We start from the raw sequence: 20,395 nt of genomic DNA on the forward strand, positions 1-20,395 counted from the left end.
TCATGATTTATCAAGCTATATTGAAAATTCGTGGCAAAGAAATTCCGATACTTTATTACAATTATCGCTGCCATATCCAACACCATGATGATTCGAACCTGAGAAGAATTATTCAGTTGCATATACAAGTTTGTGAAGAAATCGGAAACAGGGAGAATCTGCCGGTCGAGGGGGATTTGATTACGCTTGCGTTTGAATGCAGCGGAGACGAGGCGTTTTTTTATGACTGGCTGAATGGAGGAACGATGCAGGACGGGGAAATCCATTTTATCTATAATGAGGTGGAGGTTGCGGATATTTTGCGGTTCTGGGATTGCTATTGCGTGAAAATAGAGGAATACATGAGTGTCGGGAACGCTCCGATGATGATGGTGGTGTATTTGTCGCCGGGGATTATCAAGAGGAATAATCTGGAGGTGAGGGAGAAGGTTTGGAAGGTGTCGGATGTTTCTAATGGAAATTCCTCTTCTATACAAGAAGAAAATGATTATATATCAGAAAAATCTTCATCTTCTGTAACAATTTTTACACTTTCTGTTATACATGTGAAACCTCCGTTTAAATTGAAAAGGAAATTCCAAAATAATCCTCATTATGAAAAAGAAATGAGGAGACAACTAAAAATGCAAGAAGATGGGATTAATAAACTGACAGTTTTTGAATGGTTAACTAATCGAAAGACATTTAAAGAAAAAGGACGTTTGTCTAGTCAAACTGCTCAAAATGATGCTCGAGATGCATATAAAAGACGTAAAATGTTTGATTATATGTTGTTATCAGCTGAAAATTTTAAATATGATGAAATTACAAAGAAAGTTGAAGATGAATTAAGTTCATTAGCAGCTTTGCATAATCCAGATCAAATTGCGGGTGGAAATTTTGATGATGTGACTGAAATGGGAGATAAAAGAATAAATTCATCTATTGGTTCTCAATGGGGTACTAAAGACAAGGGACGAGCCCAAAATTTAGAAGATGAATTACTAAAGGTATTAGAAGGTCCTCCTAAAATAGATGAAGAACAACAGAAATATATAAAGATGAATGTTATTTTTGCAGAAGATTTAGAAATCATAAAATAATAAAGTTATGTATGAAATGTTTTTATTTAATAGTGTTAATTCAAAGATAACACAGAATGTGAATGAAGAATTCATTTTGAAATATAGTGACTATAGCTGTGAACAATTAAATTCTTTGTGGAAAGAGGTAGGATTGGGTAGCTATTATAATGGACTTTTTAAAATTATAGAACCTGATGATTTAAAAGATATAATAAATCAATGTTATATAATGGATGATGATGAATCCTTATTGCCTTTTATGTGTACTGCTTTCGGTGATGTTTTTGCTTATGTTAAGAATAAAAGATTTGGGAACTATGTAGTATTTTTAAATATTAGATATGGGACATCTTTGATTATTCCTGACAATTTTGTAGCTATTTTTAATAAGGTAATTCCCAATCAAAGTTTTTTAAAAGGATGGTTTGATTTAGAGAACTATGCCTTTGTAAAAGAAAAAATTGGCGAAATAGATTTTGATGAATGTTATGGATATTTCCCTACATTATCAATGGGGGGCAATGAAAGTATAGATAATATTAGCATTGTAAAAATGATTCCTTATATTGATATGAATGTTCAAATGATAGATGTATTCGAACGAGCTGATAAATTCTAACTTGAAATAAAAATATATTTTATATGAGCGAAAAGCAAAATATAAATCATTTTACTTTGTCATTCGTGTTCCTTTTATCTATTAGGCATAATTATGACTATGCAATGGATTATATGGAAAACGTAGCTCGGAACTTCACCAAGAAGTATCCCAGCTACCTTATCCATAAAAAAAGCGAAGAGAAAATAAAAGCTTTTTTGACTGATATGGTCAAAGCTAAAGTGGGAACCTTTGCCAATGCAGAGGCAAAGAACGTAGCTGTGACCGAAGTACGGGAGATAGCGGACTTGATAGCAGAATATGAGGGGATAGAAGGAGAACGAAATAGTTCTTCACCTTTCGGCAATCATCCTACGGACGCTCCTTCTTTGGGTAGTACCGGAGTGGAACTTGCCATGAGCATGGATAACGGGGCTTCGGATATCCGTCCTGTCAATGTAGCCAAACCTACAGGTGCATCGGGAAAACCCAAGATAATGAAACGAAGTGTTATCCGTGTAACCGTGGAATTGGAAGTACTGATGGAAACCAAACAATACCTGCATTTCTTGCAGGAGCTGCCGGAGTTGTTCAGCCTGCATGAATTCCCGAACCTACGTTGCAGAGTAACATGGAAACAGAAACGGGTGAGCTATCAGGAATCTCCATTGCCCATTGAAGTGAAGGTTGTGGAAGACCGTAAATATCAGCGGTGGTTTGTGACCTTTACGGTATTGATGGTGCTGTGTTTCATCGGAATTATCACCCTGTTCTTTTCCATTCCGAACCTGTATAAGCAGGACATTCACTTTTTGCGGAATGATACGATTCATCAGGAGTTCTCCATTTCTAATAGCCGAATAGACTTGAAGAATGTTAATTTGATGAATAATGGTGGAAAGGATACGCTTGTTATCAAGGATAAAAAAGTAATCATTGCCAAATAAAAAATGATGGAAAATTTGATTCTGATACATAGTGTAAAAAACGTGTTGTCTCATAGCGGATGTCCAGAAGATTTGCTGGAGAGTTATTTGCAATTCTTACAAACCGGAGGGCAACAGGTGCAAATCGTCAGAGGCGAAGTTACTATGATGTTCCAAAAGGAGATGCAATACCGTAAACGAAGGAATGAGGAGATGAAAGGAACCGTCACGTTTAGTAATAAGGAAAAACATAATACCGGAAACTCAGATATGGGAGTGTTTATCGGGATGGAGTTTATCCAATGCTGCTTCGGACATGGGATTCCTGCACGGGTGTTGGATGTGCGGAGGGTGCGTGGAGAGGTTGTGGAGATTGTAGTGAAATTTGGATGATAACATTGTAAATGTTAATATGGGAAAAGGTGACAGTAGAACAAAGAAAGGAAAGCGATTTATGCGTTCTCCACGGAAGTATTCTCAAAAAAAACAATTAAATACTGGAAAGATGGAAAATAAGAGTGAATGTGGTATATATGAAGAGTTCTTAAAGAATTTTGATTCTGTAAATTATAAGAATAAGGACTCATCTATAATTAATAATGAATTTCAAAAAGTAATAAGTGAACTTTGTGAAAAAGATATGATTAATGTTGCTTTGCAAGCAGAATTAGATCGACAAGTTTTTTTAATAAGAAAGTCTTTTGAGTTTCAAGATGATGAAACAAAGGGGACAATTAAAGGATTATCGTGGCAAATGGCAGGAACACAAGATATGGCAAATGGAGACAAAATACCTTTTTATTGGCCTGATGTTAGAAATCTTACTAAAGAAAACTTCGAGTTCTTTGAGCAGCGTTATAAAAAAACGAATAATCTCTATGCAAAAACCGAATATGGTTTGATGGTATATTTCGGACAAAAAACAGACTGGTCGAAAAATAACAGTTTCAAGTTTCAGTTATGCAACGAATTAATCTCCTTAGCTCAAGAATATTATGGTGAAGCTCAAAAAGGAGAATATTTCAAATTGGGATATGTTCTTAATCGTTTGGAATTGGCTTTACAAATTGCAATAAATAGTAAGTTTGAAGATTGTCAAAAGGCAATCATTGAACAAGTTTTTGATATACAGCAATATTGGAGTGTAAATGATAACACAAAACATGTTCCTTTAAATTATTCAAGGTTCATGTTAGAGCATTATAGCATTTGTAAAAAATACATAGACTTTGAAAAAGTTATAGAGCGTAATAAATATGCTATCAGCTTGATAGAAAAAGATAATCTTTATATGGCTGCAGATGCTATTGAATTTACGGATAAGTTAAAACAAAAAATAAATCTTTCGATAGAAGATTCTTTAAGACAGAGAGCTGAGGTATATGAACAGATTGCCAAGAGCAGGCAGGAAGATATAGCTTCAATGCATTTTATAAAATTAGCTTTGGATATTTATCTTAAAATAAAGGACGATGGAAAAATAAAAGAGATGGAAGAGTTATACTCTGAAAAGAGAAATACTTTCCAATTGACAGAAACTTCCATTCCAATTCCAGATGATTATATAAAAACAATTGATGAAGCTGTAAAACGGACTATAGAAACTTGTTCTGTAGATGAGTTGTTAGATCAATTTGCAGGGACTCCTTGGTATGAAACAGATGATTCTATCCAAGCCTTATCTGATGCTGTGGACAATGGACTTATAGGTACCCTTCCTTTGTCATGCTTTGACAGATATGGCAACACCGTTAAAACATACACACCGGCAGAAGGAAAATTTTGGTCCACATATAGTTTCTTCTTCAATTTTGGTACATTAAAAATGTTCAAACTATTTATGTTAGCCATTGAATCTCAAAAGTTATCATACGATTTAGTTTTAACCTATTTGGAAAAGACATGGTTAAATGAACCTGTTGAGAGAAACTATAATGGTAAGAAAGTTCGTGTTGTTCCTTTAGATACTGTCAAGCCTGGATTAAAGAGGATATTTGATGAACTTAAACAAACAGATGAAAATTATATTCCTGATTATGTTACTATTGTAGATAGCTTAACACTTAAGATAGAAGGTCTTTTGAGATTTTTTATTGAGAAACTTAAAATACCCACTTTTGCCAAGAGACGTTCAAAAGATGGAGATGTCATAATGGAAAAACTTTTTGATGATATTATTGCAGATCTTAAGGGAACTCCAGAGAAACCTTCTAGTTTTGTCAAAGATCATCTTACCATGCTCAAGTATGTAATGTCAGAGAAAATAGGCTGGAATTTGAGAAATGAAGTAGCACATTCTTTACTTCAAATCGAAGATTATTCGTTAGACAAAATTGTTGTCTTGTTCTGCTTAATTCTTAAATTGAGCAAATATGTGTTTATAGAACAACGTGAAAGTTAAAATCGCAAAAGGAATAAAGTGCAATTTATTAATACGGATTAACTGATTTAATATTTTGATTATGGACGATGATTTAAGAAAAGAAATATCAGATTTTTTCTTGACAGATAGCTCTGACTATTTAGCACGATACAGGGCTTTAATAAATGTGTTTACAAATATAAGTACACGTAGCAAAATATTGGTGGATTTATTATTTTCTTTTGAGTGTAGTTTGAAATCTCTGATTTTTTTGAGAAGTAATTATGATGAAAAATCAACGTATAAAATTATTCGGACTCACAATTTAAGCAATCTCTTGTCAAAAATAGACACAGCTAAATTTCAAGATATTGCTAGTTTTATCCTTGATGAAAATTTAGATGATATATCCGTGGGGGTTCGTTATACTCTTGAAGCCAATATTAAATTCAGAGAAAACGGCTCATTGGGGAGTAAATATTATGAGACAATAGCGTCATATCATTGGATAGATAAAGTTTATCAAGAGGCTAAGAAATTGAATGAGTTTGTACGTAACGAAAGCATTTCTATGTTTGGACTTATAACCATAATTAATATTCAAGATATTGATATTAATAAATTGATTGATCGAGAAAATCGCATCAGGGATATTAATAAACCTTAGAAATATCCTAATATCATTGTCATAAAGAAAGGTATACTAACATCTGAAAAGAAGAACAACAGTACTTAAAGGAGAATAATCTTTTCAGATGTTATGTTTATTTTGAATTAGATAGATTTTACTTGTGTGAGGCATCATCTTTCAACCCCAACCTTTCACATAATTCCGGATTACTTTTGATCCGGTTCATTTCCTCATTGATAATTGCTTGAGCATCCAATTTAATCTGGTCGTAGTTGCGCTGTATCTGCTGCATCATGATATCGTTACCCTCCTTGTCCTTGAACTCGTTGATGACAGGGATTTTCCGGTAAGCCTTTTCCTCCTCGCTGACTTTGGCATGATCCACAATGATTTCAGCATGGAATATTTTCTGGTCTATCTTTTCACCAAAATTGTCGGAAACGGCTCCGACAAATGTGCCCTGGGACAGGTTGGCAATCTTGGAAGCCGGGATGAGCGAGTCAAGCTGTGTGCTGATGGAAGTGGATACATCCTGGCGGTTGATGGAAACGGACTGCCGCTGCTGGAGCACTTTGCCGAAACGTTCGGAAAGCGTCTTCGCGGTTTCTCCAACCACTTGGCCGCTGAAAATATTGCCTACCGTATTTTGGATGACCTTCGACTCTTTTTCACCGTAATCGCGGTTCAACTGACTGAAATCCTGAAAGCCGAGACAGACCGCCACCTTGTTGCTTCGGGCGGTAGCGATGAGGTTGTCCAATCCACGGAAATAGATGGTCGGCAGCTCGTCTATGATGACAGTGCTCTTAAGCTGTCCTTTCTTGTTGATAAGTTTGACGATGCGGGAATTGTATAACCCGAGTGCCGCCGAGTAGATGTTCTGCCTGTCCGGATTGTTGCCCACGCAAAGCAGCTTGGGCTCTTTCGGGTTGTTTATGTCCAACGAAAAATCGTTACCTGTCATCACCCAATACAACTGTGGGGAAATCATGCGCGTAAGGGGGATTTTTGCCGAAGCGATCTGGCCTTGGAGCTGGTCCTGGGCGCCCCCTTTCCAGGCATCCATGAAGGGGGAAAGGTAGTTTTCCAGCTCCGGATACGAGGTCAGGATGGTAAACAAATCCGAATAAGGCTTGTTGAGCAGCTCTACCGCGTGCGGAAAGGAACAATAAATGCCGTTTTTGTAAATCTTTAGGTACCAGATGATTGCAGCAAGCAAAATAATGGGTGACTCCACGAAGAAATCGCCCTGCTTTTCAATCCAGGTGCGATTGAGGTTGAGCATTATCGTGTAACTCGCCTCATACGCATCGGAGATATCCGTCATGAATTCCGGATTGATGGGATTGCAGCGGTGTGACCTGCGCGGATCGTCGAAATTGATGACATAGAACCGGGGCTTGACCTTGTACTTGTCCATGTTGTTCAACAATGTGTTGTAAGCGATGGTGGAGAGGTCGTCGAACTTGTAATCGTAGATGTAACAACTGTATCCTTTGGAAATCATCTGGCGTATGTAATTGTTTACCACGGCATACGACTTGCCCGAACCGGGCGTGCCCAGCACGATGGTGGCACGGAAGGGATTTACCACGTTGATCCATCCGTCATGCTGTTTTCCCTGAAAGCGGAAACTGGTGGGTAGGTTGACGGAATACTCGTTCTCCAACAACCGGGTTTCCTGCCGGAAGGATTCGTTTTCGATATTGAACACATCATCCATCAGGTTATGTCTGTAAAGCCGGCTCATCCACAACCCCGCCATCAGCAGGCCGAGGTAACCTGCGGTAAGTGTTATGACGTACAGTATGGTGCTTGTCATGTGGGGCAAGGACAGGTCAAGTAGCCACCAGTTCAGAAAAAACAGCACGCATCCGGCTACCAGCGCCGCGTAGATTTTGGGCCAGGTGATTTTTTCACCCTTGACTCCATGTGTACCCAGGCAGGATATTGCCAGTAAGGTCACAGCCAGCAGCTTGGTCCAGAGGATGCAGTTGAAAATGCCGGTCGTGTTGTTGAAATTCACCAGAATCCGGTCTGTCACCTCCAGGTTCAGGTTCCATGCGGTGATACTCGGATAGCAGTACACATAGACGTGCACCACCAAAAGAAAAATACTCACTGCCCTGCCAAATTCCATGATTTTGGCAAGTGCCCTCAAATCGTCTTCCTGTTGCATAGGGATGGGGATAAATGGGTTTTGAAAATTGTCTTCCGTTTAAATGCCGCGCGACTTGCGTTTGGCTTTCTTCTTTTTCTTCATACGGCGTGCGAAAGCCTCCTCCTCGTAATCCCTCGGGTTGGTTTCCAGGGAGAGAATACCTGCCGCCTGTTCGAGCGCGCTTTCCGGACCCGCCTTGTGCCGGTGATGCTGCCAGAGTTCCGTTGCCGTATGTCCGTTCCGGTCGTTTTCGGGGATGCCGTCCAGCCACCTGAAATAGTCGTTGAACACGTTTGCGGAAAACTCCTTGCCCATGCGTGAGCCGTTGAACACCTCCCTGCGGTCGTGGTCAATGAAGGTGACGCCGTAGATTCGTCCCTGCTCATTCTCACGGAACACCACGCCGATACGTTTCTGTCCGAGCAGTTCCACAAACCGTTGCCGTGAGTCAGCCTGTTGCAAGGCGCGGGCAATGTTCGCTTGTATGGAGGGAGCCCATTTCCCTTCCTTGAGCGCCTTCAGGTTGAGAAGCATCCGTTTTTCCAGCTGTTCGTTGCCAAAGCGTTTTCCAAAGCGGGAGCTCTTGAACGGAGGGCTGACCACCTTGCCGGCATCATCCGTGGCCGCATAGACAATGCCAGTGTAAGGCACGCCGTGGTATTCTCCCCTGACCTGTTTCGCCTCGATATTGAAGGTGGAAAGCAGGGCGCTATACTCCCCGAAGGTCTGGAAACGGTAGCTTTCCAGCACCGCCTTGAGGGTGTTGCCAATCTGATGGCGGACATCCCCCAGGGAAGCATCCACTTTTTTCAGTTCCGCTTTCGGATTCCGTTCCTCCGTGTCCGCACCGTTGCGCAGGCCGAAGTCCGCTTCCAGCTCCCGGCAGGCGGTCATGGAACGGCGGTGCTCGTAGGAGTCACTGATTTTTTTCCCTTGTTCGTCCACACAGACACTGACAATATGGATATGGGCATTGTGGGTATCACCATGTTTGTAGGCGATATAAGGCTGGTCTCCATAACCCATCTTCCGCATATATAGGTCAGCCAGTACCGCCAGTTGGTCGTCGGTCAGCCTGTCTTCCGGTGCCGGGGAGAGCGAGATATGCAGGACGGGCTTCTCCGTGTTGCGGTTTGCCAGCAGGTAGTTCTCGAAAGAGAGCAATGCCAGGCGCATGTCTTCGCTTGGCAATCCCAGCCGGTCGGAAATCATGCGGTTCCCCGAAAGAATCCCCGCCGCTCCGGTCGCCACCTTGTTATGGTTGTAGGCCAGTGCCCCGTACAGACTGGCGCCATGACTTATCTTTGCAACCATTTCCGCTCGTATTCCTGGGTGAGTGCCGTGATTTTCTTGCAGAGAAGCATCAGCTCGACGCTCAGTTTCTCCAGCTTGTAGAGCAGTGACATCGCCCGTTTCTCCCCGAAGTTGTTCTTCAAGGCACGCACCATCTGGTTGTAGTTGTTGCCTATTGCCTGGAACTGCTTGTGGAATTCGGTCAGCTTGATGTAGTAATCCATGGTCGCCTTGTCGATTCTCACTACCTTTATCTGTCCCGAGAAGATGGATTTCTTGATGAACAGCGTGCGGTCCCTGGCCCCGGAATCCGCCAGCAACCTTTCAAATCTGGTGTTCTCCTCGGCGTTCAGGCGGAAGCTGTACTTGCGGTCCGCCGGGTCATTCTTGGGTTTCCTGCCTGTCCTTGTCCCTGTTGTTTTCTCCATAATGCATGAGATTGTTGGTTTGTACTTTTTTTCTTTTCCAGAATCCGCGACTTTGGAGCGGATTCCCCCGCCCCAGGGGCGGGCAAGTTGGTCCTTGTCGGACAAAAGACTTTTTGTCGGACAAGGACACAACTTGCTCTGTTCGCTTGAACAGAGAATCCTCCTTCGTCGGATTGCTGCGCAACGTTCACGGCGTGCTGTGGTCCGGCGAAGCGTGTTCCTCTCCATTGACGGATTTTGATTTTGCAAAATTAGATACAGCTAACCGTTTGGTAAATAGTATTTTATATGATATTTGATGACATCTGACGACATCTGATGTCAGGTCGGGGAAATGTTGGCGGAAGTCTCAAAAATAGCCGCTACTTTTGGCACAGTGCATGAGGGCATACATTGGAACATTGTCCTGCAAGGTGTATTACTTGCCTGCCACAGGCGGTACATGGCACGGATGCGATATCATCCCTGTAGGTGCAATGCCATATATGTTGCATTGCATTCCTGCATGGCGGGATACATTGCATGAATGCAATACAGTACGGGTTACATTGGACTCCGTATTATATGAATGCAATGCACCTTATATGGCAATACCCTCTGGTAACCGGCAAGACGTTGGTGCAATAGGGTACGCAATGTATTCATGCAAGCAGGCAGGCAGTGCGTCATTGCCATGTACCGACGGATGCATTGTCATGTAATGAAACAGAAAAAACATATCCGGACAGATATGAAACCAAATTATACACTCTAAATTCAAGCCTATGAAGAAAGAACCTTTATTTGTCGCTTTGAGCAACCAGAAGGGCGGTGTGGGAAAATCCACGTTCACCGTATTGCTCGCCAGTTACTTCCATTACCTGAAGGGATATAACGTGCTTGTGGTGGATTGCGATTATCCGCAGCATAGTATCAGCACCATGCGGGACTGGGAAGTGGGGGCCATTGAAAAGAACGTGCATCTGCAAAACCAGCTGGTGGAACAGTTCGGGACAAGCGGAAGGAAAGCCTACAGCATCCTGAACTCCACTCCGGAGGAAGCCCGGGAAACTGCCGGCCGTTTCCTTGAAAAATCGGGACTGGACTATGACCTTGTCCTTTTTGACCTCCCCGGAACTGTGAATGTGCCCGGTGTCTTCCGGTCCGTAATCAATATGGACTATGTATTCACTCCCGTCACACAGGAAAGAATGGTTATGCGGAGCAGCATGGCTTTTGTCCTTGCCATCCGGGAATACATGCACCGTCATAAGGATGTGCCCTTGCGTGGCATCTATATGTTCTGGAACCGGATGGACAAACGTGTGTCCAAAGACCTGTATAACAGCTACACTGAAATTTTCCGTTCGCTGAAATTGCCGGCGATGGAAACCGTCATTCCCAGTGCGGAACGCTACAATAAAGACTTCGGGATAAAGGGATTTTTCTTTCGCAGCACCTTGTTCCCTCCAACCCCTTCCGCATTGAGGGGCAGCAATCTGGACTTGCTGGCAACAGAGATAGAAACCATACTGAAACTTCAATAAGAACAATCATGGCTACCAAAAGAAGAACGGATTACCAGGTGGATGAGGAGGCACTGAAACGTATGATGGCCGGGGATGTAACAGCATTGGACAAAATGGCTTCCCCCGCTGAGGCTCCGGAAACAAAAAGCCGGCCTGCCCCTTCCCAAGAGAAGCAGGAGAAGAACTCTGCCGGTTCTCCCAAACAGCAGGTAAGAAAATCCACGGATGAGGCATCCGGCCCGGATGAATACCGGCGACGGTTTCTGAAAGAGAGACTGTCCGGTTCAAGAAGGCAGACCTATATTCACGATGCTTTGTACAGGACTGTTGCCAAATTATTGCCTGTCATTGCACCGGACATGTCAGTTCCCATGTTTTTAGGCAGTGTCCTGTCGGACCACCTGGAAAGATATCAGGATGTTATCAATGAAATATATAACCAGGAAGCAAATCAAAACCCTTTGGAATGGAAGAAATAGTTTATTTGTCAGTAAGGATCGGCTGTGCCGGCTACTTGTTATACAAGTTATGGAATCAGAAAAAACGGGTCCGTAAAATCTGCGGGCTGCTCTATACCCCCGGGAAAAAAGAGAAGGAGGAAGAGGGAACATCGTGCGGTACAGGACCTGGCGATGTGATGGGAGCTACCCGATTTGTCTATCTGGACGAAAACGCGGGCATGTTTGCGGCTCCCTACATGAGCCAACCGTTGGAAACCGGGAACGATTATCTCGGAGAAGAAGAGGCGGTGCCGGAGAATGAGGTGGAGTGCGGGCTTCCCCTGGAAGAGATGAGACTGTTGAAAGAGGAACAGGAAAGACTGGATGAACAGACTCCCGGCACGGAAGGTATCGCTCCGGTAATCACGTCCGATGACCTGCTCAATGCCGGCGATGTGCTGCTTAATCTGGATGGCGCCCAAATGAACGAGGAGAAAAAACGCCGGGCTGCCGTCACCTTGCATGCCATCCGGGAAACGGACATGTTTGAACTGATTTCATCCCAGGTGGAGAATAAAAACCTGATTGAGGAGCTGATAGACCAATATATCGGTAATGACGGAAATGTATTGCCGGTGAAAAGAAAGAAAAACGAAGGACAGCCGGAACATGCTTGGAGACAGTTTCTCTGAACCCGGCGGCAGTCGGTCCGATACGAAAGGAAGAGGCTTTGGAAGAACTTGCCTTGTACCGCTATCATGGTTGCCTGTTCCCGGTTTCTTTGTCATACCTGGCACTTTAAATGTACAGATATTTTGATTATGTGGTTAGTGGCAGATTCCTTTCCGGAATTATATAGAGGCGAAGATGTTAATGAAAAATAATTCATTACGTTTATCCTATCTTTTTTTAAGAAAAATATTGTATTCTTGAATGGAATCTGTATATTTGAAAACAGATTGCAAAAATGAATTATAGAGCTGTGATTTATCAGGAAAAACGAATGTATGTATCGCGGCTGTGGGATTTGAATAACCGGTAAGCCATATCGGCATTGCAATATTTTAAAGGAGTGAAATGTTGCAAGTATGAACTAACTCCAATTTTAAAGGCTATGGGAAAACAGATTGCCAAACTAGGTATCCGTCCGGAAGACCTGAAAGACAAGACGGTCACTTCGGAACAGTTGGAAAAGACGAAAGGCGGGAAAGCCGCCGGGTCTGAAGAGTGTGTATGCTACTGCGGTTGCTATACCGATGACTCCGCTTTCGGTGTAGATTTCAACTGGTGGTCAAGAGACTGGGATTGATTCCTGCATTATACGATGCTTTGTAAACAGATAGCCACTATGGAAAAACAAAAAGCAAATAAGTTTCCCCTGGTCAAATTGTTCACAGTTGACGGGGCGTCCTGTTATTTATATGACGGCAGAGCGAACATGTTCCTGTCGCTGTCCGAGACTGAGAAGAACCTTGTCTGTGAATACATGGCGTCGTATGGAACTTCTGAAGGAGAGCCTTGCCCGGCCTCCTTCCCTTCCGATGCCGCCGCTTTCATCGCCCGTCTTAACGGAAACGGCATCCTGCTTCCGGGACCCCTGGAAGCGAGGACGCCTTCCGGAATGCGCGGTGAGGAAGAGTTATGGCAACAATGGGAGGAGGAAGCCATTCCTAAAAAACTGACACTGGAAATGACCAATACCTGCAATCTGCGTTGCAGGTATTGCCCCTATACAATCAACGAGCAACGCGGCCAAGGAAAAATGCACGCCTCCCATCACTTGAAAGAGGAGGATGCCCGGAAAGCCATTTCGGATTATTTCCATGAATACACACGTGTTTTCCGCAAGGTGGAACCGGAACACAGGACGCTGTTCCTGAAACGGAATCCTCCCGCCGTCAGTTTCTACGGTGGAGAGGCGCTTCTGCGTTTTTCACTGCTGGAACCGTTGGTGAAATATGTACTCTCGCTTCCTTGGGAGGAACACCATATACCTGCGGAGAAGGTCGTATTCCACATAACGACCAATGCCACCCTGCTGACACGGGAGATGGTGGAATTCTTTATACGGTATCATTTCACCCTCGCCATCAGCTTCGACGGTCCGCCGGAGGAGAATGACAAGTACCGCGTGTTCAAAAACGGGCAGGGTACGGGAACGGTTGTGGAGCGTGCCCTTGACATGATCCGTGAAGTTTCGGAAGAGTACCTGCTGAACCATGTACACATACAGGCCGTGCTGGCTCCCGAATATGATCATGACAAGGTCGGCAGATACTTTGAGGGACGTAGCCTGAACGGTTGTTATGGCGGGGTCCGCCAGTTTTCCTACCTGGAATTCAGTGATTACAGTGAAAGCAAGAAGACGGACAAGCAACTGGCGCAGTTCAATATCCGGGAGCGGATCAAGGAACTTTATGAAAAGGACCTCTCTCCGGAGGAACGGTACCAGTATATTCTTCGTGACCCCCTGATCAGCGCGTGGCTGCGGTATGTGTACGCCATTCTGACCAAGGTCGGTGACGCACCCTCGCACAAAGCCAGATATTTCAATTCATGCTATATCGGGCGTACCAATCTGTTGCTTGACACATACGGCAACCTGCATCTCTGCGAACGGTCGGATTTCTCCATGCCTGTCGGTGAGGTGAACTCGGGCATCAACCGTACCGCCATCCGGCAAATGTACCGTGATTTTTTTGAGAAGACAGACAGTCCGTCCTGCCGTTCCTGCTGGGCCGGCCGCTTCTGTACCCTCTGCACCGCCGCGCTTATCAAGAACGGTGCGGTTCAGGAACCTGACCGTTCCATTTGCAGGAGCTTGCGGCACGCACAGGAGAAACAGATAGAGGACTTGCTGTATATCAAGGAGTATTATCCGGAAATTCTGGAACAGATGGAACGTATGTATTTCCAGGCGAATGACATAACGCTCGGTGCTTTCCATGCCTATGTCAAGGAACAACACGACGTCGCCCCATGAGGTTCAGGGTGTCCTACCAGCATGACTCCATGCAGTGCGGTGCGGCGTGTCTCCGGATGGTCTGCAAGCATTACGGAAAGGAATATGCCCTTGACTTCCTTTCCGAGCAATGCGGCTGCATGATTGACGGGGTTTCCTTGCAGGCCATCCGCGAGACGGCGGAGGACCTGGGATTCCGGACATTCGCCGTATCGGTCGGTCTGTCCGAATTGCAGGCCGGATGGTGTCCCTGTATCCTTCATTGGGAGCATAATCACTTTGTCGTCCTGTACAGGATTCATAAGGATAAGTATCATGTTGCCGATCCGGCCAAAGGGACGGTCATATACCGGAAAGAAGATTTCCTGAAGCGTTGGGCGGGAGACGGGGAACAGGGAATCGCCTTGTTGCTTGAACCCACACAGGCTTTTTATGACTTCTCTTCGGGCATGGAACCAAAAGTCCCGTCCCCTTTCCGTTTTTTATGGAGGTACATAGCTTCTTATAAAAAAGCATTTGCATCGGTCGCCTTGACCCTGCTTGTCGGCAGTCTCGTACAGCTGGTGCTTCCGCTGCTTGCGCAAATGATGGTCGACAAAGGTATCGGTCATAAAAATATCCCGCTTGTCTATCTGATTCTCGGCGGCCAGCTGGTGCTTGTGCTTGGTTCTGCCGCCATGGAGTTTGTCCGCAACCGTCTTCTGCTGTTTGTGGGGATGCATGTCAATATATCATTGATAACCGACTTCTTCGCCAAACTGTTCCGCCTGCCGATTTCATTCTTCGAGACAAGGACCACCGGGGATCTTTTGCAGCGTATCGTCGATCACCGCAGGGTGCAGGATTTTCTTACCGGACAGGTTCTCTCCGTCTTGTTCTCGGTAATGGTCTTGTGCATATTCATGGGAGTCCTGTTTTCATATAACAGCTTCCTGTTCCTTGTCTTTCTGGCGGGAAGTGTCGGCTACGGCCTGTGGACCCTGTGTTTCCTGCATAAGCGCAAGTTGTTCGACTATATGATTTTCGAGAAACAGTCGGCCAGCAACAACAAGGTATACCAGCTCCTTACTTTCATGCAGGAGATAAAGCTGCAAGGCGGCGAGGGAAGGCGCGCCGGGGAATGGGAGGCGTTGCAAAAGGAGCTTCTTGACATCCAGATGAGGTCTTTGAGCCTGCAACAGTTCCAGCAGACGGGCGGGATATTTATCAGCCAGTCCAAGAACCTGGTTGTGACGGTCATTGCCGCCGTTTCTGTCATTGAAGGGGAGATGACTTTGGGTATGCTGCTTGCCGTGCAATTCATCATCGGGCAGTTGAACATCCCGATTGAACAGCTGATGCAGTTTATCTATAATTTCCAGAATGTGCGGCTAAGCATCGAGCGTATCAGCGCGATTCATGGGAAGGCGGAGGAAAGAACGGGGAAAAAGATACCGGAACAGCCGGAGATTTCCCGAAAGGATATCCGGATTGAACACCTGGATTTTAAATATAACCTGCATGGCAAAGCCAAGGTGCTGGATGACATGACGCTGACCATTCCGGCACAACGTACCACCGCCATCGTGGGCGCAAGCGGAAGCGGAAAGACCACCCTTGTCAAACTGTTGCTGGGCTATTTTGCTCCTACAAGCGGAAATATCTTTCTGGGAGACACTCCCTTGCAGGATTATGATATGACATCGTGGAGGCATAGCTGCGGCGTAGTGCTGCAAGACAGCCATGTGTTTTCCGAATCTCTGGCAAGGAATATAGCGGTGGAGGACAAGCATATAGACCGTACACGTCTCCGGATTGCCGCCCGCCAGTCCAACCTGGAAGAGTTCATAGAGAAACTGCCCTTGAAATACCAGACGATGGTGGGGGCTGAAGGCGTGGGGCTGAGCCGGGGACAGGAGCAGCGTATCTTTATCGCCCGTGCGCTCTATAAGGACCCTTCGTTCGTGTTTCTTGATGAGGCTACCAACTCGCTGGATGCCAACAATGAGAGAATCATTACCGGGAATCTGCTGGATTTTTGCAAAGGAAGGACAGTCCTGATAGTGGCCCACCGGTTAAGCACCATCCGTCATGCTGACAAGATAGTCGTTCTGCATAAAGGCAGGATTGTCGAAGAGGGTACCCATGACGAATTGTGCGCCCGCCATGGGTATTATTATGAGTTGATTAATAATCAGTTGATTGCTATGGGGTGAAATTGCATTTTTATCAACGGGCGGAATACGATCAACAGACACAATATACCGATTATAGTCCGTCACTTTCCAACCTGAACAAGCTTCCGGCGGTTTTAGTCTGCGATTTTCTCGCCGATATATCCTATATAAAAGATCTGTTCAGATTCATTTGGACAGAAATGTATTCGTCCCGCACCGGGTGTAAAGCGTGAATGCCAGGAGCAGAGCCTGGTCTCTCCATCCGAAAATAAGATTTTCAATTGTGGCAACCTGCTGCGTGTCTCTGATTCCGGTGTCGTTTTATATTTGAACTTTTCCGGTGAGACAGGTGAGGTGGAGTTAGCCGCCACTCTTTCCAAATCCGATAATCTCCAATAGATTTGTTGTACAACAGCCGGATCTTTGATTTTATCGAGCTGATTCGATGCCTGTTCTGCAAATCTAAGATGCGGAAACAATTTGGCAGATCGTTTCGCCAATACCTTCCCGTTGGTTGGTATATTAATCTTCTTTAGGAGAAAATCCCTATGCGTTTCGACTCCATCCGGAGAAACCACATGCTTACATCCGGATGTGAGCGGCAGTTCATTTCCATCCTCATCCAGCAGGCTTATATCCACGTCGTAACTTCCATTGTCCCAAGCGTCTTTTTGCCTGAATCCTAAAGCAAGCGTATTTTCCATTGCTTCCGAGGCCCATCCCAAACCTTTACATGGTATCCCATTATAAGAGAAACCCAATACGTTGTACTTGTCTTCAAGGCTGTCAACAGGCTCTAAAGTGCACAATTTGGCAATCAATACGGATTTTAAATCCTTGTCAATCACAGTTTCATTATTCAGGATCCTGTTCCATGTCTGTCCGGGAAGCATTCCTTTTCCCATTGCTTCATTTGTCATACGCACGTTTGAAACGCCTAATTCCGACATTTTAGACAAGCATCTGCCCAATAACGAGAAAGCGTCTTGGGCGTCCTTGTTGTTTGAGAATGCTTTTACACTCAATTCATTAAGATATGCTTCCATGTTTTCAGTCAATTAGCCTGGTCAGTACATCATCCCAACTGTCAAAGAAATTTTTAGGACGCTTGTTCAATTTCCCTTCATCCGTGATTTGAATTTCATCAATATAGGTAACCTCCATATCATCGCCTGCTCCAAAGTCTCTTTGGACAAAGATAACATTCAAATCCTCCTGTGAAATGACTTTTTCTTTCCTTGCCAGCCTTAAACTGTTCAATATATGGTCACTGTGTGATTCTATTATGATCTGTACCCCCTTGCCGGCAGCCAGTGCCATCAGTTTGCCCAGTTCCACTTGTGCAGCCGGATGCAGGTGTGCTTCCGGATTCTCAAAAACAAGCAGGTCGCCCGCCTTTGCCCTGAGCAGGGCTACAATGACAGGCAAGCAATAGGTGAAGCCAAAACCGACTTGTAAAGCCGAGTACTTCTTGCCTTTGGTTCCCGCCATGCCATATTCAAGCCTGATTTTATCTTTGTCTATTTCAGTCGTATTTGCTTTCAACGAAGGAACCTGCATGATTTGGGCCATCCATGCATTCACATTTTCCGTCAGTTGTATCCGCTCTTCTTTCAGGTTGGGATGTCTCATTCCTTTTATGCCGATCTCCTCATTAACCGACAGGGCGTTGTTCAGGTAAGCCGGTGTAAGTTCCCCCTGTATGCCTAATGAGGTATTGTATGCCCTGGCCTCCGATTTGTTATATTGGGCTTTGGGTCCCCACCGCTCCGCTTCCAGAAATATGAATCTGTCATCAAATAAAGAAAGCCCGTGAATATCGCTGCCGGTATATGTATAGCCGACTTCCTCGCTTCCGGCTTCACTGGTGTCCAGTACCCATTGATATTCGTTCCCGTTGTCTTCTTTGATGGATATGCATACACTTTTTTCTTCGGCGAATGTGTAACATATATCTCCGGCAGATTCCAGGTTGACAAAGTCATGCTTCAAACGTAATTTTTTCTTCGGGTTGGATAAATACCCCAATTCATAGTTCTGTTTGAGGAACAGCAATGACTGTATAAGGGTGGATTTCCCCATGCCATTGACACCTGTTATCAAAGTCAGAGGTTTTATGTTGAAAGATTCCTCTTCAAAAACCTTAAAGTTCTTAAGTCTTATTTCCTTTATCATACTAAACTAAGTAAATTTCCTGATAAATCTATCCATTGTATCAAATCGTTTGCGGACGGCTTCTGTTGAAGTCTTCCGCAGTTCCTTTCCGCATAAAAATCCTTTTTCCTCAAATAGCCGTTTGTATTCCTCTTCAAACCGATCCGACTGCCGAAGCAAACTCTGATATTCATTATCATCCAACCGGGATATTGTATAAGAAAAGGCGTCAAATAAATTCTTGTTTATCCGCTTCCGTGTGGCTTTGATATTGATGAATGTAATGTCTCCCAGTACGTCGTAGCAGCGTTGCATTACAGTTTTAAACCGGGCTGTCTCCCTCTCAAAATCATTTTCAGGCAATGCGGAAAGAGCATCCATCCCTTTATCCAGGAAATCGTCCATGGTTTCTGTGGTATCAAAGAATGGCCGAAGAAGCCTGAAGGCGAAATATCTGCATACAAGTTCCCGGTCGGGCATCCCTTTTTTGCTCATCATTTTATGGGTGGCTTGCAGAAATTCGTGAGATTCCGCCAATTCGGCAATGCACTTTGACACGGAACCTTGAAAGAAAGCATTTCTTAGCTCCTCCCTGTTGCGTTGTTTCCCTATCTTGTTTATTCTCTTGAAAATATTGAACTTTACAGCATCTGGAGTGCCGGGGTTGATAACATAAGCTACTATGTTTGTTGATTCAATCCGGCTTCGTAAGTAAAAGGGGATGGAGGAAAAAGACATTCCCTCGCATTCTTTGCTGAAATATTCCAATCCCTCTAACACGAATTCATTTTGGAGGAACTTATGGAGTGAACTGATCCGCTGTACCCCATCGATTACTGTCCATGGGGTTTTGCTTCCATCCAGGTATATTAACTGGATGGGTAAATTTGCCATAACGGATTCTATAAACGAACTTCTTTCTTTGTCATTCCAGGCATTTGACATTCTTTGCAGTTCCTCCGTTTCAGGTATACATAGTTTACCCGTTTCAATCATTTTTTCCAGTTGACTGACGGATATGTATTGCAACCTGATATCTACGTCATCAGGGCTGAACAATTGCGGGAAAACATACTCCATTTTCATTATAATCCTAATTATCAATTAGCCTATATATACCTGTCCGGGCAAAAATACAACAAAAAATCATGATTGCCACCTTGTCTTGGTAATATTCTGATTTTATTTGCAAAGGTAAGAACATTAGTCTTCTTAATTTTCAAAGAAAAGTGAGCAATCACGCAGATAAATCTTGTATCATACAAAATGTAGTATGAATTAGGCAAATATGTTATTGCTATGACATCTGATGACATATAGCGCCATCTGATGAAACCTCTGAACCATAGTCTGTTAACTCCGTTTATCTTCGCCGTCGAATTCAAATTTATGTCTTACCCAAACGATTCGACAATGAAGAGAAGAATCCTTTTTTCCATGGTGTGCGCGGTGATTGCCGCCCACGCTTTCGCGCAGGGCCAGGGCCTTGCCGGTATCAACGAGGCGACCAGCCTCATGACCTCGTATTTCGACCCCGCCACCAAGTTGTGTTACGCCATCGGTGCCGTGCTGGGACTGGTGGGAGGTATCAAGACCTACGGCAAGTTCTCCAGCGGAGACCCCGACACCTCGAAGACCGCCGCCAGCTGGTTCTTCGCGTGTATCTTCCTGATCGTGGCCGCCACCATCCTGCGTTCCTTCTTCCTCTAAAG

The 20,395-nt window shown here is 44.3% G+C and carries 21 protein-coding genes; 15 read left to right on the plus strand and 6 right to left on the minus strand.

Annotated elements, in window-relative coordinates; genetic code table 11:
* The first annotated feature begins 2 nt into the window (after window positions 1-2).
* The 6 genes from tssD (at window position 3) to M1P97_RS23545 (ending at window position 5,617) form a co-directional block, all read left to right on the plus strand.
* Window positions 3-1,082 carry a type VI secretion system tube protein TssD gene (gene tssD, locus M1P97_RS23520; protein WP_151853727.1) on the plus strand — a complete coding sequence of 360 codons (1,080 nt, stop codon included), beginning with the start codon at window positions 3-5 and terminating at the stop codon, window positions 1,080-1,082.
* Window positions 1,083-1,089: 7 nt separating this feature from the next.
* Window positions 1,090-1,683, plus strand: coding sequence for a T6SS immunity protein Tdi1 domain-containing protein (locus tag M1P97_RS23525; protein ID WP_151853728.1), 594 nt, complete (start codon window positions 1,090-1,092; stop codon window positions 1,681-1,683).
* A gap of 23 nt (window positions 1,684-1,706) precedes the next feature.
* Window positions 1,707-2,609, plus strand: a complete 903-nt coding sequence (locus M1P97_RS23530; protein ID WP_151853729.1) for a translation initiation factor 2 — start codon at window positions 1,707-1,709, stop codon at window positions 2,607-2,609.
* A gap of 6 nt (window positions 2,610-2,615) precedes the next feature.
* Window positions 2,616-2,981: a hypothetical protein gene (locus M1P97_RS23535; protein ID WP_151853732.1), complete on the plus strand. Its 366-nt coding sequence runs from the start codon at window positions 2,616-2,618 to the stop codon at window positions 2,979-2,981.
* A gap of 19 nt (window positions 2,982-3,000) precedes the next feature.
* Window positions 3,001-4,989, plus strand: a complete 1,989-nt coding sequence (locus M1P97_RS23540; protein WP_151853730.1) for a DUF4209 domain-containing protein — start codon at window positions 3,001-3,003, stop codon at window positions 4,987-4,989.
* 61 nt (window positions 4,990-5,050) lie between these two features.
* Window positions 5,051-5,617 (plus strand): hypothetical protein, encoded by a 567-nt coding sequence (locus M1P97_RS23545; RefSeq protein ID WP_151853731.1) that lies wholly within the window; start codon window positions 5,051-5,053, stop codon window positions 5,615-5,617.
* Between the two features lie 118 nt (window positions 5,618-5,735).
* Here M1P97_RS23545 and mobC read toward each other — a convergent pair whose 3' ends face one another.
* From mobC to mobA, 3 genes are read right to left on the minus strand one after another with little or no spacing between them, the layout of a single operon-like run.
* Complete coding sequence (gene mobC / locus M1P97_RS23550) at window positions 5,736-7,760, minus strand: conjugal transfer protein MobC (RefSeq protein WP_237475904.1); 2,025 nt, start codon at window positions 7,758-7,760, stop codon at window positions 5,736-5,738.
* 39 nt (window positions 7,761-7,799) lie between these two features.
* The gene (gene mobB, locus M1P97_RS23555; RefSeq protein WP_151853708.1) at window positions 7,800-9,056 is read right to left on the minus strand and encodes a conjugal transfer protein MobB; all 1,257 of its coding nucleotides are present in this window, start codon (window positions 9,054-9,056) and stop codon (window positions 7,800-7,802) included.
* Window positions 9,041-9,463, minus strand: a complete 423-nt coding sequence (gene mobA, locus M1P97_RS23560) for a conjugal transfer protein MobA (RefSeq protein ID WP_151853709.1) — start codon at window positions 9,461-9,463, stop codon at window positions 9,041-9,043. Before mobA ends, mobB begins: the two co-directional genes overlap by 16 nt.
* A 380-nt stretch (window positions 9,464-9,843) precedes the next feature.
* On the opposite strand from mobA, the gene M1P97_RS23565 reads away from it, so the two are divergent.
* From M1P97_RS23565 to M1P97_RS23595, 8 genes are all read left to right on the plus strand, one after another.
* Window positions 9,844-10,164: a hypothetical protein gene (locus M1P97_RS23565; protein ID WP_237475903.1), complete on the plus strand. Its 321-nt coding sequence runs from the start codon at window positions 9,844-9,846 to the stop codon at window positions 10,162-10,164.
* 63 nt (window positions 10,165-10,227) lie between these two features.
* Complete coding sequence (locus M1P97_RS23570) at window positions 10,228-10,989, plus strand: ParA family protein (RefSeq protein ID WP_118171049.1); 762 nt, start codon at window positions 10,228-10,230, stop codon at window positions 10,987-10,989.
* Between the two features lie 8 nt (window positions 10,990-10,997).
* Window positions 10,998-11,450 (plus strand): DUF3408 domain-containing protein, encoded by a 453-nt coding sequence (locus M1P97_RS23575; protein WP_118171051.1) that lies wholly within the window; start codon window positions 10,998-11,000, stop codon window positions 11,448-11,450.
* Window positions 11,438-12,103, plus strand: coding sequence for a DUF4122 family protein (locus M1P97_RS23580; protein ID WP_118171052.1), 666 nt, complete (start codon window positions 11,438-11,440; stop codon window positions 12,101-12,103). Before M1P97_RS23575 ends, M1P97_RS23580 begins: the two co-directional genes overlap by 13 nt.
* Window positions 12,085-12,213: a hypothetical protein gene (locus tag M1P97_RS26320; protein WP_262914231.1), complete on the plus strand. Its 129-nt coding sequence runs from the start codon at window positions 12,085-12,087 to the stop codon at window positions 12,211-12,213. Before M1P97_RS23580 ends, M1P97_RS26320 begins: the two co-directional genes overlap by 19 nt.
* Window positions 12,214-12,525: 312 nt before the next feature.
* Window positions 12,526-12,720: a hypothetical protein gene (locus M1P97_RS23585; RefSeq protein ID WP_005682935.1), complete on the plus strand. Its 195-nt coding sequence runs from the start codon at window positions 12,526-12,528 to the stop codon at window positions 12,718-12,720.
* Window positions 12,721-12,759: 39 nt separating this feature from the next.
* Window positions 12,760-14,394 (plus strand): radical SAM protein, encoded by a 1,635-nt coding sequence (locus M1P97_RS23590; protein WP_151853710.1) that lies wholly within the window; start codon window positions 12,760-12,762, stop codon window positions 14,392-14,394.
* Window positions 14,391-16,568, plus strand: a complete 2,178-nt coding sequence (locus M1P97_RS23595) for a peptidase domain-containing ABC transporter (protein WP_118171055.1) — start codon at window positions 14,391-14,393, stop codon at window positions 16,566-16,568. The genes M1P97_RS23590 and M1P97_RS23595 overlap by 4 nt, the downstream gene beginning before the upstream one ends.
* A gap of 95 nt (window positions 16,569-16,663) precedes the next feature.
* Here M1P97_RS23595 and M1P97_RS23600 read toward each other — a convergent pair whose 3' ends face one another.
* The 3 genes from M1P97_RS23600 to M1P97_RS23610 are packed head-to-tail and all read right to left on the minus strand — an operon-like array spanning window position 16,664 to window position 19,769.
* A complete protein-coding gene (locus tag M1P97_RS23600) occupies window positions 16,664-17,575 on the minus strand; it encodes a hypothetical protein (protein WP_118171057.1) in 912 nt (303 codons plus the stop codon).
* Window positions 17,576-17,579: 4 nt separating this feature from the next.
* Complete coding sequence (locus M1P97_RS23605; RefSeq protein ID WP_118171058.1) at window positions 17,580-18,704, minus strand: DUF3696 domain-containing protein; 1,125 nt, start codon at window positions 18,702-18,704, stop codon at window positions 17,580-17,582.
* A 6-nt stretch (window positions 18,705-18,710) separates the two neighbouring features.
* Complete coding sequence (locus tag M1P97_RS23610; protein ID WP_118171060.1) at window positions 18,711-19,769, minus strand: DUF262 domain-containing protein; 1,059 nt, start codon at window positions 19,767-19,769, stop codon at window positions 18,711-18,713.
* Between the two features lie 243 nt (window positions 19,770-20,012).
* Between M1P97_RS23610 and M1P97_RS23615 the strand changes: the two genes are divergently transcribed.
* Window positions 20,013-20,393, plus strand: coding sequence for a DUF4134 domain-containing protein (locus M1P97_RS23615; RefSeq protein ID WP_171029021.1), 381 nt, complete (start codon window positions 20,013-20,015; stop codon window positions 20,391-20,393).
* The last annotated feature ends 2 nt before the right edge of the window (window positions 20,394-20,395 follow it).

The organism is Parabacteroides leei, assembly GCF_023369805.1.
Lineage (GTDB): Bacteria > Bacteroidota > Bacteroidia > Bacteroidales > Tannerellaceae > Parabacteroides > Parabacteroides leei.

Bases quoted from the DNA above. Each gene is read 5' to 3' on its own strand.
- M1P97_RS23535 (WP_151853732.1), top strand. From the start codon at position 2,616: ATGGAAAATTTGATTCTGATACATAGTGTAAAAAACGTGTTGTCTCAT.
- M1P97_RS23585 (WP_005682935.1), top strand. From the start codon at position 12,526: ATGGGAAAACAGATTGCCAAACTAGGTATCCGTCCGGAAGACCTGAAA.
- M1P97_RS23600 (WP_118171057.1), bottom strand. From the start codon at position 17,575: ATGGAAGCATATCTTAATGAATTGAGTGTAAAAGCATTCTCAAACAAC.
- mobC (WP_237475904.1), bottom strand. From the start codon at position 7,760: ATGCAACAGGAAGACGATTTGAGGGCACTTGCCAAAATCATGGAATTT.
- M1P97_RS23565 (WP_237475903.1), top strand. From the start codon at position 9,844: ATGAGGGCATACATTGGAACATTGTCCTGCAAGGTGTATTACTTGCCT.
- M1P97_RS23610 (WP_118171060.1), bottom strand. From the start codon at position 19,769: ATGAAAATGGAGTATGTTTTCCCGCAATTGTTCAGCCCTGATGACGTA.
- M1P97_RS23575 (WP_118171051.1), top strand. From the start codon at position 10,998: ATGGCTACCAAAAGAAGAACGGATTACCAGGTGGATGAGGAGGCACTG.
- M1P97_RS23595 (WP_118171055.1), top strand. From the start codon at position 14,391: ATGAGGTTCAGGGTGTCCTACCAGCATGACTCCATGCAGTGCGGTGCG.
- mobB (WP_151853708.1), bottom strand. From the start codon at position 9,056: ATGGTTGCAAAGATAAGTCATGGCGCCAGTCTGTACGGGGCACTGGCC.
- M1P97_RS23525 (WP_151853728.1), top strand. From the start codon at position 1,090: ATGTATGAAATGTTTTTATTTAATAGTGTTAATTCAAAGATAACACAG.
- mobA (WP_151853709.1), bottom strand. From the start codon at position 9,463: ATGGAGAAAACAACAGGGACAAGGACAGGCAGGAAACCCAAGAATGAC.
- M1P97_RS23605 (WP_118171058.1), bottom strand. From the start codon at position 18,704: ATGATAAAGGAAATAAGACTTAAGAACTTTAAGGTTTTTGAAGAGGAA.
- M1P97_RS23615 (WP_171029021.1), top strand. From the start codon at position 20,013: ATGAAACCTCTGAACCATAGTCTGTTAACTCCGTTTATCTTCGCCGTC.
- M1P97_RS23570 (WP_118171049.1), top strand. From the start codon at position 10,228: ATGAAGAAAGAACCTTTATTTGTCGCTTTGAGCAACCAGAAGGGCGGT.
- M1P97_RS23540 (WP_151853730.1), top strand. From the start codon at position 3,001: ATGGGAAAAGGTGACAGTAGAACAAAGAAAGGAAAGCGATTTATGCGT.
- M1P97_RS23580 (WP_118171052.1), top strand. From the start codon at position 11,438: ATGGAAGAAATAGTTTATTTGTCAGTAAGGATCGGCTGTGCCGGCTAC.
- M1P97_RS23545 (WP_151853731.1), top strand. From the start codon at position 5,051: ATGGACGATGATTTAAGAAAAGAAATATCAGATTTTTTCTTGACAGAT.
- M1P97_RS23590 (WP_151853710.1), top strand. From the start codon at position 12,760: ATGGAAAAACAAAAAGCAAATAAGTTTCCCCTGGTCAAATTGTTCACA.
- tssD (WP_151853727.1), top strand. From the start codon at position 3: ATGATTTATCAAGCTATATTGAAAATTCGTGGCAAAGAAATTCCGATA.
- M1P97_RS23530 (WP_151853729.1), top strand. From the start codon at position 1,707: ATGAGCGAAAAGCAAAATATAAATCATTTTACTTTGTCATTCGTGTTC.